Below are 16098 nucleotides of genomic sequence, written 5' to 3'. Positions count from 1 at the left end.
GTTGCTGCCTCCTTTCACATCAAAATACGCCGCAGGAACCCGGACCGCCGGCAAAGCTCAATCCGCAGCTGCCCTGCTCGCTGAACAAATCCTCCACTTCCTCACGGTGGGCCGGCGGGATGACGAAGCGGTCGTTGTACTTCGCAATCGCGAGCAGCCGGTACATGTCTTCAACCTCCTGCGCATCCATACCCACGCTGTTCAGCAGGGACGGCTCGCTTGGTTTTCCGGTCTGCTGGTTGCGCATGTGAATGCGCATGACGGCCATTTTGCGCAATACGGCGCGGATGCGGGTCGTATCTCCGGCGGTCAGCAGGTTGGCCAGGTATTCGACCGGAATGCGCATATTGTCGATCGCCGGGAAAATGTCGTTCGCCTCCAGCGAACTGCCCTGGCCTTCGATCCGGTTCGTGATCGGGCTAAGCGGCGGAATGTACCATACCATCGGCAGTGTCCGGTATTCCGGGTGAAGCGGGAGCGCAATGCCCCAATCGACGACCATTTTATAGATCGGCGACTGCTGGGCTGCAGTGATCCAATCCTCCGGAATGCCGGAATTGCGTGCTTCCCGAATGACTTCCGGATCGTTCGGATCGAGGAAAATGCCCATCTGCGATTCGTACAGATCCTGTTCGTTATCGGCTGAAGCCGCCGCTTCCACACGATCCGCATCGTACAGCATCAGGCCGATATAACGGATGCGGCCGACGCATGTTTCCGAACAGATCGTCGGCAATCCGGCTTCGATCCGCGGGAAACAGAGCGTGCATTTCTCGGCTTTGTTCGTTTGCCAGTTGAAGTACACCTTTTTGTACGGACAGCTGGAGACGCAGAAACGCCATGCCCGGCAGGCATTCTGATCCACGAGCACGATGCCGTCTTCCTCCCGTTTGTACATCGCGCCCGATGGGCAGGAAGAGACGCAGGCCGGGTTCAGGCAGTGCTCGCAGATGCGGGGCAGGTACATCATGAATACCTGCTCGAAGTCCATTTTGATCGAATCTTCAATGCCTTTCATATTCGGATCTTCCAGCCCGGTAACGTGGGCGCCCGCCAGGTCGTCTTCCCAGTTGGGACCCCATTCGAGCTCCATGTATTTGCCCGTAATCTGGGATTTCGGTCTCGCGACGGGCTGATGTTTTTTCTCCGGACTGTTCGTCAACTTCTCGTATTCGTAGTTCCACGGCTCGTAATAATCGTCGATGGTCGGCTGGTCGGGATTGTGGAAAATGTTGAGCAGCCGTTTGGCGCGAGCGCCGGACTTCAGCTCCAGCTTGCCGTTTTTCATTTCCCAACCGCCGTTGTAACGTTCCTGATCCTCCCATTGCTTCGGATAACCGATGCCCGGTTTCGTTTCGACGTTATTCCAGTACATGTACTCGGCGCCCGGCCGGTTCGTCCACGTGTTTTTGCACGTTACGCTGCATGTGTGGCAACCGATGCATTTATCCAGGTTCATGACCATGCTGACTTGTGCTTTAATCTTCAAGCCAATCCACCTCCTGCAGTTTTCTGATGATGACGTTCAGGTCACGCTGATTGCCTGTCGGGCCGTAATAGTTGAATCCATAGCTCAATTGGGCATAACCGCCGATCATGTGCGTCGGTTTCACGTGAATGCGGGTCGGACTGTTGTGCGTGCCTCCGCGCGTTTGCGATATTTTGGTGCCCGGCACGTTGATGTGGCGGTCCTGGGCATGGTACATGAAGGCTACCCCGCGCGGAATGCGGTGCGTGACGACGGCACGCGCCACAACGACCCCGTTGCGGTTGAAGCATTCGATCCAGTCATTATCGGCGAGGCCGGCTTCTGCAGCATCCTCATGGTTCATCCAGATCGTGGGCCCGCCCCGGAACAACGTCAACATCGGTTGGGCATCGTAGTACATGCTGTGGATCGACCACTTGTTATGCGGCGTCATATAGTTGAGCACGATTTCTTTGCCGCCTTCGACCGGACGTTTGCTGTTCGGATGAAACGGCGTATGTTTCAGGATCGGCTTGAACGTGGCCAGCGTCTCCCCGAACTCGCGCAGCATCGCATGATCGATGTAAAATTGCTGTCTGCCCGTGAGCGTCCGCCACGGGATGAGTCTTTCCACGTTCGTCGTGAACGGGGAGTAGCGGCGGCCGCCTTTTTCCGAACCGCTGAAGGCCGGCGACGTAATGACCGTCTTCGGTTTCGACGTGATTTCGTCGAACGTGAAGCATTCCTCGGAGCGTTCCTCGGCCAAGTCCTTCAGGTGCAGCGCCGTTTTCTTCTCCAGCGATTCCCAGGCGCGCACGGCCATTTTGCCGTTCGTGGTGGTGGAGAGTGTCAGAATGGCTTCGGCCACGTTCCGGTCCGTGCTGAGGTCCGGACAGCCTTTGCCGATGCCGTCTTTGCGCTGTTTGCCCAATACGCTCTTGAGTTTCTCGTACTCCTCGGCTGCCGTCCAAGAGATTCCCTTCGTGCCGATCGGTTTGTCTTTTACGTTTGGCCCCAGGCTGATCATTTTGTCGTAAACGGCGGCGTAGTCCCGCTCCACCACATGGATGTGCGGCATCGTGCGTCCGGGAATCGCCTCGCATTCGCCGGCGCTCCAGTCGCGAATCTGCCCGTAAGGCTGGGCCAATTCATCCGGGGAATCGTGCAGGAGCGGCGTCGCTACGATCTCCTGCTGAGGTCCGTCGAACTGCTGTTCCGCCATGCCGGAAAAGACGCGCGCGATTTCCTTGAACGTGTCCCAGTCCGAACGGGATTCCCACTGCGTGGCGACCGCCGGATTGAACGGATGCACGAACGGGTGCATGTCGGTGCTGCTGAGATCGCTTTTTTCGTACCAGGTCGCGGCAGGCAGCACGATATCGGAATACATTGCTGTACCTGCCATGCGGAAGTCCATGTTAACCATCAGATCCAGCTTGCCTTCGGCCGCTTCATCAGCCCACTCGACATGTTCGGGACGCAAACCGTGATCGTCATCGTTAAGCAGGCCGTTCGTTGCGCCGAGCAAATGCTTGAGGAAATATTCATGCCCTTTGCCCGAGCTGGAGATCAGATTGGCCCGCCATACAAACAAAACGCGCGGGAAGTTTGCCGGATCGTCCGGCGCCTCGATGGAAAACTTCAGGTTTTTGTTCTGCAGCTCGGACGCCACATATTTGCCGATCTCTTCCTTCGTCGATGCCCCTGCTTTCAGCGCATCTTGATGCAGGTCGATCGAGTTGCGGTTGAATTGCGGATACGACGGCAACCATCCGAGCCGCGCGGCCATGACGTTGTAGTCCGCCACATGTTGGAATCTCGGATTGCCTTCCAGCGCGGATGTCAATTCGCCGACCGGGGTCTCTTCATAACGCCACTGGTCTGTCGCGAAGTAGAAGAACGACGTCCCGTTCTGCAAACGGGCAGGTCCCGTCCAGTCGCGGGCAAAAGCAATCGTCTGCCAGCCTTCGGCCGGACGCAGCTTCTCCTGTCCGACATAGTGCGCCCAGCCGCCGCCGTTTACGCCTTGGCAGCCCGTCATGAGCAATAAGTTGATGATGGCGCGGTAGATGACGTCCGAGTTGTACCAGTGGTTGATGCCCGCGCCCATGATGATCATGGAGCGGCCTTTCGTGTCTACCGCATTCTGCGCAAATTCGCGGGCGATCTGCACAACCGTATCCCGGTCCACGCCCGTGATGCTCTCCTGCCATGCAGGGGTAAACGGTTGAGGTCCCTCGGCCTTATGAGCCGCTTTTCGTACCGGCACCGCATCCGCCGAATCGGCGGAACGCGTCATTTCGCGCTCGACGCCGTACTTCGCCAACACGAGATCGTACACCGACGTAACCATGATCCACCGGTCATCGACCCAGATCTGGCGTACGGGAACTTGCCGCTCCATGACATGTCTGCCCTGATCATCGAAGTATGGCAGCTGCAGCGTCATCACGTCGTGGTGAACGCCGAGCATCGACAGGCGCGGATCGATCGGTTCGCCGGTTTCCACCTGCTCCATCTGCAGGTTCCATGTGCCTTCTTCGCCCCAACGGAAGCCCAAGCTTCCTTTCGGAATGGCATATGTCCCGCTGTTCTCGTCATATACCAGCGTTTTCCACGCCATGTTGTTGCCTTCCATGCCCAAATCTTCGGCCAGCAGGAAGCGGCCCGGAACGAATGCGCCGTCTTTTTCCTCAATCATGAGCAAATTCGGGAAATCCGTGTACTGCTTCGCATACTGCATGAAATAATCCGTCGGGCGATCGACGTAAAACTCCTTCAGGATGACATGCCCCATCGCCATCGCGAGCGCGCCGTCCGTGCCCTGTTTCACCGACATCCAGGTGTCCGCGAATTTCACGTATTCGGCATAATCGGGGCTGATCGATACCACTTTGGTCCCGCGATATCTGGCTTCGGCCAGGAAGTGGGCATCCGGCGTGCGCGTCATCGGCAGATTGGAGCCCCATACGAGAATGTATCCCGAGTTATACCAGTCGCTGCTCTCCGGCACGTCCGTCTGGTCTCCCCAGATTTGGGGCGAAGCCGGAGGCAGATCCGCATACCAATCGTAAAAGCTGAGCAGCGGCGAACCGATCAGGGACAGAAAACGCGAACCTGCGGCATAACTGACCATGGACATCGCCGGGATCGGCGAGAACCCGATAATCCGGTCAGGTCCGTACTGTTTGATCGTATGGATCATCGATGCCGCAATGATTTGCGTCGCCTCCTCCCAGGAAGCCCGCACCAGCCCGCCTTTTCCGCGAACCGCCTTGTAGGCTTTCACTTTGGCAGGATCATCCGCGATGCTGGACCATGCTTTGACCGGATCGCCATGCGCCTTGAGCGCGTCACGCCACAGCTCCAGAAGTTTGCCGCGAACGTAAGGATATTTGACGCGTAATGGGCTGTACAAATACCAGGAAAAGCTTGCGCCGCGAGGACAGCCGCGCGGTTCGAATTCGGGCATATCCGGCCCTGTCGACGGATAGTCGGTTGCCTGCGTTTCCCAGGTCACGATGCCGTCCTTAACGTAAATCTGCCAGCTGCAGGAGCCCGTACAGTTGACTCCGTGCGTGGAACGAACCACCTTGTCGTGCTGCCAGCGCCGGCGGTATACGTCCTCCCAGTCCCGGCTGGCCGGGGACATCTCGCTCCAGCCTTCCTCGTTTTTTTCGCGTTTGACAAAATATTTGAGTTTGCCCATCCACGGCATCTTTTTGCTGCTCATCGTTGTCCTCCCACAAATGTGACATTTTGTTGCGAATAAGAAGCCTTGTTCATGTTCAACCTCCGATTTGAGACATGCGGCGATGCGTCGGAACCCCGCCGATGTCCTGGTCGTTCAATGCCTGCGCCATGGCATGCGTTTCGGGTTTGGAACCGAGCGCTTTGAAAAAGAGCTCTTGCACGGCTTTGTCGTCCCCCGCGAGCGGACGGACGTTGAATTCGTCCGACCAGTACAAGCACGGCTTGATGTTGCCGTCTGCCGTCAACCTGAGCCGATTGCAGCTGCCGCAGAAATGGCTGCTGACCGGATGGATCAGCCCAAAACTGCCCGCCGCCCCTTTGATGCGGTAGCTGTCGGCGGGCCCGCTCCCGTAAACTGCGGCATCCTCCTCATAACTCCATGACTGCCCGCAAGTTTCGAGCACCTTTTCGAGCGGCAAATAACCGGCTTTCCAGCCCGAAACGCTCCCGCCGATCGGCATGTACTCGATGAAACGCACCTGGATCGGCTGATCCAGCGTCATGCGCAGAAAGTCGCTGATTTCGTCATCATTGACACCCTTCATCAGCACCACATTGAGTTTGACGGGATGAAAACCTGCCGCCCGGCTTGCCTTGAGGCCGTCGAGAACGCGCTGCAGTTTGCCGCCCCGCGTAATCAGGGCAAAACGGTCGGGCTTGAGCGAATCCAGGCTGATATTGACGCGGGTTAATCCCGCGGCCCGCAAACGTTCCGCACAAGATGCCAGATACATGCCATTCGTCGTCAAGGAAATATCCTCTATTCCCGGTATGTTCGCTAACATCGAAATAAGCCGGTCCAAATGTTTCCGCACCAGCGGTTCCCCGCCCGTGAGCCGCAGTTTGCGAATCCCCAGAGGAGCGAGGGCCTTTACGACGGACGTGATCTCTTCATAAGTCATGATGCGTTCGCCGGGTTCGAACTGCATGCCTTCTTCAGGCATGCAGTACACGCACCTGAGGTTGCAGCGGTCCGTTACCGAAATCCGCAAATAGTCGTGCACTCGCCCGAACGGGTCCACCAGTCTGCTTTCCATGCGCATCGTCCCCCTTCTGGTCGGCATGTTCCGGCTTGTTCTCGGATCAAGGATCATGCGAATCCTCCCATCACCTGTCATCTAGACGCTAAATATAAGGATGGTTTGACATGCAAACTGTGAAAAAAGTCACCACTCCTGATAACTAGCGCACACGCCAACTGCCGTTTTTCCTTGGCCCATCCTGCTTAGACCCGATTTTTGCATAAATAAGGCAAGATTATGACAATGCCTCAGGTGTGAGCATGCTCACACAGACGCCCTTACGGCTTTTCTATAATGATCGTGCAGCACAAAAAAACGATATCCGCTTGGAGGAATGTTCCATGAAGCCATATGCAGCAACCGTTAACGCGACCGAGTATCCACCGCATCTGAAACATAAAGTCATCTTCGAAACGTTCGAAAACCTGCAGCCACAGGAAGCCATGCTGCTCATTAACGACCACGATCCGGTGCCGCTTCGCTTTCAGTTCCAATCCGTTCATCCGGACCAATTCGAGTGGGAGTACATTGAGCAAGGTCCTGCCACGTTCCAGGTCAAAATCAGCAAATTATAGATCGGAGCTGATCCATCATGGCGCAAGTCGACATCATCGACGACCAAACGCTGCGCATCACCCTCGGCCTGGACGACGCCGTAACCATGGTTCAACTGGCCGGGCGCGAGCAAGCCAAATATGCGGAAGATATCATCACCATTTATGAAAAAATGCCTGGCTTCGCGTTCACCCATTTTTGCTTTTACGCATACGACAGCGCGTCGTTATTCGAACACATGCTCGGGATGGATCCCAAACAATATATGTCCTTCTCGCTGGATGCGCCGGACTCGTTCTTCCATGCGCTATACGGCGGCATGGCTGCATTGTACGAATCGGCAAAAGAACTGGCTGGCCCGGAACCGGGCCGTGAAACAGGAGGGGATGCGAATGACCATGTCCCACGCTGAACATCCGATCGTAGAGCTGGACGTCCGGCCCCACCTTAGCAAGAAGCTGGAACCGTTCCAGTTGATTATGGATACCGTCAAAGGGCTGCATCCCCAGGATGTGTTCGTACTGCACGCGCCTTTCAAACCGACGCCGCTGCTCGGCATTCTCAAAATGAAGGGATACTCCAGCACGGCGGAGCGGATCAGCGCAGATCATTGGGTGACCACCTTTGTACACAAAAAAAACAAGACTTGGCCCAAAGGGCAGTCAGGCGTATCGGCGGTCGAGTCCCGCACCGAAGCCCACGACGAGCTTTCGGCTTGTGCCGGGAAACCGGATCTGCCGGATATGGCCGCGGACGCAGATGTCCACGCTTCCCCGGCTGCCGACCGGAATTCCGTTGATGAGCCGGTCGCTGCCCAGGCGGAAGCCAAGGCCATCACGCTCGATAACCGCGGGCTGGAGCCGCCGCAGCCGATGATGCGCACGCTTGCAGCGCTTGATCGCTGCCGACCCGGGGAAGTTGTGCTGATCCACAACGACCGCGTTCCCGTTTTCCTGATCGAGGAATTGAACCGGCTCGGCTGCAGCTACACGGTGGAAGAACAGGAAGACGGCACAGCCAAAGTGAGCATCGTGAAAGGGTAAGGAGGGAGTCGCCATGTCCAGGCTGCCGTTTTTCTTTATCCTGACGGGCATCCTCGGTTTTTTCGCTTATCATTTGTTTTCCCTGCTATCGCTGACAGGCTGGCTTGGCGACGATCTAAGAGGTCCTGAAGGCTGGTTCCATGCCCACCTTTTCGTGCTTGGATGGGCATCCATGCTCGCTATGGGGGCGGTGTACCAGTTGATTCACGTCATTTTGCAATCTGACATCTATAGTCTGAAGCTGGGCTACGTCCACTACTTTACGTTCCTGATCGGGCTGGCCGGCATGCTGTACGGATTCATCCAGGGCGATGTACGTTGGATTGCCGGATCGGCAACGCTGGCTTTGATCGGCATACTGATATTCGCATGGAACATGGGCGTCACCCTGTTCAAAGCCTCCCGCTGGAATACGGTCACCGTCAGTGCCGCCTTGGCCTGCCTATATCTTGTCCTGACCGGCTTGACGGGCATGCTCATGGGTTTGAACTTTGCCTTCGGCCAGTGGAACGGGCTGCATGAACGATTGTTTGGCGCACATATCTGGATGGGCACGCTCGGCTGGTTCGGCATGCTGATTACGGGATTCAGCTACAAAATGCTGCCGATGTTCTACCTGTCCCACCATTATCCGGCCCGATTGCAGCATGCCGTTCTCTATCTCTGGAACGCCGCTGTCATTCTGGGCGCAGCAGCATTTCTGACCGGCATCCAGGGCCTCATGCTCTGGTGTGCGCTCCTGCTGCTCGCGGCTGCGCTTGTCTGTTATGCCTATCATCTGGAACAAATCCAGGACAAGCGAAACAAGAACAATCCGGGGCCCGGTATTCGTTGGTCGGTATATGTCACCAGAGCTGCTGCCGCTTTTGCCCTGGCACTGCTTATATACGCTGCCCAAGATCCGGATCTATTGCTGGATTCCAGGGTTGTGCTGCTGGCAGGGTGGTTATATCTCGGAGGCTGGGTATCGCTGACGATTCTCGGTTATGCTTCCAAAATCGTACCTTTCCTTTGGTGGACGCATAAATACGGCAAGCAGGCAGGCCGTCCCGGCGTTCCGTTGATGGCTGGCATGCTGAGCGAGAACATGGTATGGCGGGGCATGATGGCAATGGCTGCTGCGAGCATGCTGCTCGTAAGCGGCATCCTGCTGGATTTGGCGGAGGTCATGATGGTTGGCGGCACCCTGCTGTCCCTCATTTCCATCGCGTACATGGTCAACATTGCATGGGTATTCAAACGATAGAACAATGGAGTGTGAGAGAGATGGAACAGACACCGAGTCTGCTGGAAAGTCTGAAAGAAGTCTACGACCCCGAGCTCGGGGTCAACATCGTTGACCTGGGTTTGGTATACGAGGTGAAGGAAGAGGCGGAGCGGGTATATGTCCGCATGACCTTGACGACACCCGGATGTCCTTTGCATGACACGATCGTTGGCGCCGTTCGTTGGGTATTGCAGCAGAAAACCGGTAAGGATGCGATCGAGGTGGAGCTTGTCTGGGAACCGCAATGGACCCCGCAGCTGATGTCGGATAACGCCAAGGAAATGCTGGGATACTTCTAATTCGTTCACAGGGAGGAATTTCAATGCTTATTCAATCCTTATTTGAGGTCAAAGCATTCGACGATGAACGCTTTACGAAACGCGTCTTGTTCAAACAAGGCGACGGCGTGACGTTTGCGCTTCATTTTCGGCCGGGACAACAGCTTCCCGCGCATAAACATCCAGGCACGGACGTGATTCTGCTCGTCGTCGAAGGTTCCGGCACGCTGATTCTGGACGGTGAGGAACATGGCGTAGAGCAGGAAGATGTCGTCTGCTGCAGCGGCGACACGGAGTTTGCATTCCATAATACCGGTAACACCGAAGCACGACTGTTTGTTGTGCTGAACAAAGTGCCGGGCGCTTCTTATGCACAGAACGTCTAATCGCGCGCAATGTATCGCATTTGAACATTCGTTACCACAGCATCCGTGTTTGCCGGGAACACTTGCGAAGCAGTTCCGGATATATCAAAGGCAGTTGATCGCACCCGATCAACTGCCTTCTTCATACACAACGATTCATCAAGTTATATCAAAGTGAACCGGTTTCCTGAGCTTGCACTTGATCATTGGACGAGAGTTCCATCATCCGTTCAAGCAGCACAGCAGCCTCTGCCCGAGTGACCGTCCGTAAAGGCTGCAGCCTGTTCGACGGATCGCCAGCCAGGAGATTTGTTTCGGTGAGCTGCCGGACCGCATTCTGCGCCCACGCCGAGATGGATGCCTGATCCGAATAAGGCAGATGTGCACCTGTCTCTTTTACGGGATATCCCATAGACTCAAGTGTTCTGGCCAACATAACGAACAGTTCCTGGCGGGATACACCGGCTTCCGGACGAAACGTCCCGTCCGCATAACCATGAATCCAGCCCTCTGCATACGCAGCCTGCACGTCGCTGGAATACCATTGACCCGAAGCATCGCCAAACGGTTCGGACGTTCCTTGCTTGCTGGATCCAAACATCCGGACCAACATGCTCGCGATCTCGGCTCGCGTTACAGCACGTCCCGGCTCGTACTTTCCTTGGCCTGTGCCTTGGACGATCAATCGGGTCGCCAGCCGTTCGGCAGCACCCTCGGCCCAATGCCCGGACATGTCCGTAAATGAGGAGCGGACTTCGAGCACCGCATATAACCGACCCGGGTTGATGTGAAACTCCAATGCATCGTCGCTTGCTTGCGAAAGTACATAGCCGAGTTTCCCGGTAATCGGATCCAGCGTGGCTGCAGTTGTTTGCTTGTTTCCCTGAACCACGGCTTTACCCGTGCGGAACATGATCGACAGATCGAGAGAAACCAACGGTGCCGCGTTACCTGCTCGATCCAGGGTTTCCAGCGATAGAACAAATGGTTTTATATGGAGACTTGCCCCGAGTCTGCTGGCTATATTCTCCACATTGGATTGGATCTCACCCTCCGCTTCCCGCAGGGATATGCGAATCTGTTCTTGAGAATCGGACAAATCTTGATCTCCGATCTGGCTCAAGGGAAGAACGATGGTTCCAAGAGGCGTCTTCCATTCCACAAACAAATCGTCGTTGATCATCCTTAACTGATTCAGGACGGCTTGGGACGTCAAGAGGCTCCATTGGCGGCTGCCTTCCTCGGTATCGATCACAATGCGTCCGGACGAAAGCTCCTCCGAACTCAACCGAACAAGCTCACGCTTGGTTTCGTCGAATTGGATCTCAAACTCGAGCATCTGTTCCGGATCATGGTTGGTCTCGTTCGAACCGGACGACGGGGACGTTGGTAAAGTCACGCTTCCCGCTCCGTTCTCTCCACTTCCCGTTCCAGGCTGGGGAGGAACGGTTGCAGCCGAAACTTTAACATCGGCGGATGCGCTCAAACCTTCGAACTCCGCGTTTAATCCCGTGGTTCCCGCCCTGATCCCGAGCAATCGGCCCGAGGCGTCTATGGCGGCAATGCTGTCGTCTTGCATGGCATATGCCGCTTCCGCAGTCACGTCTTTCGTCGTTCCGTCCGAATATTCGGCAACGATGTTAACCTGGGCACGCTTGCCTTCCTCTACCGAATAACTCGGTTCGGCGAACTCCAACCGGGTCGGCACTGCAAACACCGTAACGGGCACGCTTGCCGTCAGAGGACCGGATTCACCTGCGTATACCGCCTGAAGCACGGTTTGTCCCGTTCGAAGACCGGTGATATACCAGTCCCCATCATCGGCTTGAGACACCTGTATGATGCCGTCCTCATACTGAAAATCAACATCGTCCGTGCGGTCCGATGCCTGATCTTCATAGGTGACCTCTACGACCGTACGAACAGATTCCCCCAACGGTATTCGATAGGACGAAGGCGAGAACCAAATTCCATCCGTAAAAGCAACCTGTGCTTTGCCCGAAACAGGCTCACCGTCGATCCAGGCCTGAATGTCAGCGATCCCCGCTTCCGTTGAACGAAGTTCCGCCGTGTATGTCCCAGGACGGACATAGGTTACTTCGGTGACGGTTCCAAGCGTAGATTCGAGCCGGACTTCGCCGGCGGCAGCATTCCCGTATGCATCCCGTACGCTAAGTTCGAGCGACGCATGCTCCGATCCATTGGCCGGCACAGCCGGCCGGTCCACCGTCAGAGTAGACGCGAGTGCGGACGGGATGTCCGGAAGCCATTCTACTTGGACCCTGGAATCAAGCAGGATACCATCGATCGTTGCCGTAATGGCAGCGATTCCGGCACGGGTCGACGTTAACTCGGCAGTGTATTTGCCTCCCCCTGCATATTCCGGCTCCGAAAGGCTGCCTAACGAGCTGTAAAGCTGCACGTCGGGCAGAACGGCTTCATCCGTTAACGCATTGCCTGAGGCATCCGTCAACTGCAGCGTAATCTTTGCGGACTGGATGCCGTTTGCGGTCGAACGTTCGGTATCAGTAACCATAGACGAGGTTGAAGGCGAAGCTTCACCAGGCAAGAACTGCACTTCTGCTTCCGTGGGCAGCATCGCTCCATCGATCATGGCCGTGATCGTTGCATTACCGGCCTGGCTCGATTGGATTTGGGCCGTATATCGGCCTTGCCCGGCATAAACAGGCGCGGTAAGACTGCCTAGCGTGGCAGCCAATTGCAGACGACCCGCACCCTCATCGGTGATCAATTCGTTGCCATAGGCGTCCTTCAACAGCACCGTCACTTCCGCACTGCTTCCCGGATCCGTCGAGAGGACGCTGCGGTCCACCGTCAACGTAGATTGATCTGCTGCAGGAGGACCCGGAAGAAATTGTACGGCAGCGGCGTTCACCATAGGGACACCATTTAAAACGCCGGTGACTTCAGCAGTTCCGGCCATCGTGTCTGATGTCAATATCGCCGTATATGTGCCGTCCTGCATATCCAATACCGAACTCAAGGTGCCTGCCGTGGTCCGAAGATCCACTTGTTCTCCGCCCGTTGTAAGCAGGTTTCCGAATTCGTCCTTCAGCTGCAACAGAATCGATGTCGAACTCACGCCGTTGGCTGTGATTTGAGCGCTTTCGGCCATCAGGTCGGAGGTCTTGTCCGAAGCTGTGCCAGGCACGAACTCGACATGGACCGAATGATCCAGAATCTGACCGTTCACGGAAGCCGTGATCGTCGACGTACCTGTGAAAGTGCTCGAGGTCAGGACCGCACTATAGATGCCGTTCCCCTGATCTTCCACCTGTGTCAAGGTTCCTGCTGAAGCAGAAATTTCTACCTGCTCCCCGCCAGGGGTAACGGGATTGCCGTAAGCGTCCTTCAAATGTACCGTAATCGTAGTCTCGCTAACGCCGTTCGCCGTTAAGAAGGAATCACTCGCTTCAACGGAGGAGGCCGCAGCGGATACATTCCCCGGTTCAATACGGATCGTTAGCGTCTCGGGAAGTCGTGAACCGTTTACCGTGACGGATAATTCGGCGTTCCCTATGCTCGTCGGAGCGGTAAAGGCAGCCGTATATGTACCGTTCCCTTGATCCGTCACGTTGCCAACTTGTCCCTTGTCCGCGCTAATGGCCACCTTGTCTCCGCCGCTTATAAGGCGATTCCCGTAAGCATCGAACAGCTGGACGGTCAACTTGGCTTCGCCTGTTCCGGCGGTTACCTGCTGACGGTCAGCGATAAAGGTAGAGCCCGCGGCAGAAGCCGGACCCGGAGAAAATTCAACAAAAGCCTGTTGAGTCACCGCAGCACCGTTCAATTTCGCGGAAACAGCAGCCGTGCCGACTTTGATCTCACTTTTAAGCGTCGCTGTGTAGCTGCCGTTGCCAAGATCGGTGACTTTGGACAGGACGCCTGCCGTTGTATTCATGGTCACTTGTCCGGCGGAAGCCATCCAATCGTTGCCGTAATCATCCCGGATTTGCAGCTTGATCTGGGTAAGGCTTGTCCCGTCGGCAACAAGGATGGGTTGCTCAGGAATAAGCGTCGATTTCGAGAGGGATGCCGCACCGGGCTCAACCATGACTTCGGCTTGATCTTTTAAGGGAGTCCCATTTAGTTCGGCACGGATCGTTGCTTTGCCCGAAACCGTACCCGCCTGCAGCGTAGCTGTAAAGGTTCCATTGTTCAACTCGCTCACCTTACCGAAACTTCCCAAAGTCGACTTCAATTTGACGGTGTTTCCGCCTGATGCAATAGGGTTCCCGTAAGCATCAAATAACCGGAGGGTAACTAACGTACTGCCCGTTCCGACTGGAATCGTATTTGCCGATGCGCTGATGGTCGATTTGTCTGCCGAAGCCGGACCGGCCAGAAATTGAACCGTTGCCGTTTGCCGGATCGGGACTCCGTCTACCGATGCGGAAACCGTGGCAGAACCGACGGTTGTCGGCGAGGTTAGTATCGCGGTATACGTGCCGTTGGCGTTATTCCGCACCGTTCCGAGCGTCCCGGAAGTCGCGGAGAGCTTCACGGCATGGCCTCCGGAAGTCAACGAATTGCCGTTTGCATCCTTCAGTTGTACCGTAATCGTGGATGCGCTGCCCCCGTCCGCCATGATGGACGAAGGGCTTGACGACACGGTCGATTTCTCGGCCGAAGGTGGCAGGGGCACCAGCGTGATCGTTGTCGTTGCGGTCATGGGATAGCCATTCAGCGTACCGCTGATGACAGCATTCCCGGTCGTTGTTGATGCCGTAAATTCGGCGGAATACGTGCCGTCTCCATGATCGGTGACGGGTCCAAGCTCGCCGAGGGTAGCCTGAAGCTGCAGCCTGCCCTCACTTTTTCCGATCGGCAGTTTACTGCCTTCGAGCAAAGTAACGGTGATTAAAGCTTTGCTTTCGCCATCCGCAGTAAGCCGGTTCTGGTTCGAAGTCATTCGCAAGGTAGCAGGGTATACCTGTATGGGACTGGTATAATAGATATATGTCGCTTCATTGGAAATACCAAGCTCGCCTTTCGAAGTCCATCCACCGCCCCATATGGTTCCGTCTCTTTTGGTGACGAGCACATGAGTGTCTCCAGCCGCGATGTCGGACGCATCGTTAATCAAACGCGTGGCCACTTTCAGATTTCGATTCTGCATGCCCCACCACCATGCGGAACCGTCTTTCTTGAGAACCACGGTGACCCGACCTCCGCCTGCCAGCTCTGCCACGTCGGTTAACGGGACAGAACCGGTTTGCAGCACCTGCAGGGCCTTGGTGCTGCTTGTCACGCCATCCCCGATGCCCAGGTTATAATTTTCATTATACCCCCATGCCCATACCGTTCCGTCGGACTTCAAGGCCAGTCCGCCCAAACGATGACCCGTGATGCCGACGATATCGGCCAAGGGCTGATCGGAGGCATCGATGACTTGGACCGGATATACGGAACTATTGGTGGAACCGTTACCCAACGAACTCAAGCCACCGAATCCCCATGCCCACACCGTCCCGTCGTTTTTCAGGACCATCGAATGATAATCTCCGATGCCTACGGCCTTGACATTCGTAAGATAGGAGCCGCTGGACTGTTTCAACTGTACAGCTCGCGGAATTAGATAATCGTTGTAATCCGTTAATACATTCGACGAATTGGAACCCCATCCCCATACAGAGCCGTCTTCTTTTAGCGCCAGCGCATGCGAGTAACCTGCGGCAATGCTTTGCACTCCTTGGATCGGGGTTCCGTTGGACTGCATCACCTGCACTGCCCGGTATTGGTCATCGAATGCCCCATTTCCAAGAGTCCCGGCGCTTCCCTTGCCCCAGGCCCAGACGGTTCCATCTTCCATTAAAGCCAGTGAATAATAACCGCCCCCTGCCACCTCTTTGGCTCCCGTTAGGGGGGTTCCGTCGAATTTGGTGACTTGGACCGGACGAAACGAATTTTGTGTCGTGCCGTCGCCCAACTCACCCGCGCTGTTATCTCCGAACGCCCAGACGGCACCGTCTGCGGCGATAAACAGCGAATGCAGGTATCCTCCCCCGGCGGTTTTGATGGAGGTCGATAGACCGGAGGCCGCCTCGGCAGGCCGGATTGCAATCTGCGGCATCGCCAGCGCGAAAACGATCAGGACCAAGACGATTTTACGTAATAAGTGCAAATAAACCTTCCCCTTCGTGTTGATGGATGCCATTCTCGCAAGAATAAAAGACCGGCCCGCGAACCGGGCCTTTATTCCTATCGACATCCTATCAAAGCCTGCCGTGGCCTACAATTAACTAAAGTTAACTCCCGGGATTTTAAGCAGGGGAAGCAGCCGCAATCCGGAGGATCTCCACCCGTGCTGCGGCTGTGCGGAACTT

At 55.9% G+C, this 16098-nt stretch carries 10 protein-coding genes; 6 read left to right on the top strand and 4 right to left on the bottom strand.

Translation table 11 applies throughout. The features are described from left to right. Positions 1 to 19: 19 nt before the first annotated feature. From narH to moaA, 3 genes are read right to left on the bottom strand one after another with little or no spacing between them, the layout of a single operon-like run. Positions 20 to 1489 (bottom strand): nitrate reductase subunit beta, encoded by a 1470-nt coding sequence (gene narH / locus L6H98_RS00245; protein WP_236411960.1) that lies wholly within the window; start codon positions 1487 to 1489, stop codon positions 20 to 22. After that, entirely contained in the window at positions 1479 to 5201 is a 3723-nt protein-coding gene (locus tag L6H98_RS00240) for a nitrate reductase subunit alpha (RefSeq protein ID WP_290371398.1), read from the bottom strand. Before L6H98_RS00240 ends, narH begins: the two co-directional genes overlap by 11 nt. A 55-nt stretch (positions 5202 to 5256) precedes the next feature. Beyond that, complete coding sequence (gene moaA, locus L6H98_RS00235) at positions 5257 to 6258, bottom strand: GTP 3',8-cyclase MoaA (protein WP_236412900.1); 1002 nt, start codon at positions 6256 to 6258, stop codon at positions 5257 to 5259. A gap of 326 nt (positions 6259 to 6584) precedes the next feature. Between moaA and L6H98_RS00230 the strand changes: the two genes are divergently transcribed. From L6H98_RS00230 to L6H98_RS00205, 6 genes are read left to right on the top strand one after another with little or no spacing between them, the layout of a single operon-like run. After that, positions 6585 to 6818 carry a DUF2249 domain-containing protein gene (locus L6H98_RS00230; protein WP_236411958.1) on the top strand — a complete coding sequence of 78 codons (234 nt, stop codon included), beginning with the start codon at positions 6585 to 6587 and terminating at the stop codon, positions 6816 to 6818. A gap of 17 nt (positions 6819 to 6835) precedes the next feature. Then, positions 6836 to 7210, top strand: coding sequence for a hypothetical protein (locus L6H98_RS00225; RefSeq protein ID WP_236411957.1), 375 nt, complete (start codon positions 6836 to 6838; stop codon positions 7208 to 7210). Next, positions 7191 to 7841, top strand: a complete 651-nt coding sequence (locus L6H98_RS00220) for a DUF2249 domain-containing protein (protein ID WP_236411951.1) — start codon at positions 7191 to 7193, stop codon at positions 7839 to 7841. The genes L6H98_RS00225 and L6H98_RS00220 overlap by 20 nt, the downstream gene beginning before the upstream one ends. A 13-nt stretch (positions 7842 to 7854) precedes the next feature. Then, a complete protein-coding gene (locus L6H98_RS00215) occupies positions 7855 to 9087 on the top strand; it encodes a hypothetical protein (protein ID WP_236411949.1) in 1233 nt (410 codons plus the stop codon). Between the two features lie 20 nt (positions 9088 to 9107). Further along, positions 9108 to 9407 carry a metal-sulfur cluster assembly factor gene (locus L6H98_RS00210; protein ID WP_236411948.1) on the top strand — a complete coding sequence of 100 codons (300 nt, stop codon included), beginning with the start codon at positions 9108 to 9110 and terminating at the stop codon, positions 9405 to 9407. A 23-nt stretch (positions 9408 to 9430) separates the two neighbouring features. After that, positions 9431 to 9772 carry a cupin domain-containing protein gene (locus L6H98_RS00205; RefSeq protein ID WP_236411946.1) on the top strand — a complete coding sequence of 114 codons (342 nt, stop codon included), beginning with the start codon at positions 9431 to 9433 and terminating at the stop codon, positions 9770 to 9772. 148 nt (positions 9773 to 9920) lie between these two features. Here the strand turns inward: L6H98_RS00205 and L6H98_RS00200 are convergent, their stop codons facing one another. Continuing rightward, entirely contained in the window at positions 9921 to 15896 is a 5976-nt protein-coding gene (locus L6H98_RS00200; RefSeq protein ID WP_236411944.1) for an invasin domain 3-containing protein, read from the bottom strand. Between the last annotated feature and the right edge of the window lie 202 nt (positions 15897 to 16098).

The sequence above is a fragment of the Paenibacillus sp. JJ-223 genome (assembly GCF_927798175.1).
Classification (GTDB): domain Bacteria; phylum Bacillota; class Bacilli; order Paenibacillales; family Paenibacillaceae; genus Paenibacillus; species Paenibacillus hubeiensis.
The sequence above is the reverse complement of the archived record's forward strand: the minus strand, read 5'-3'. Positions and strand labels throughout refer to the sequence as shown.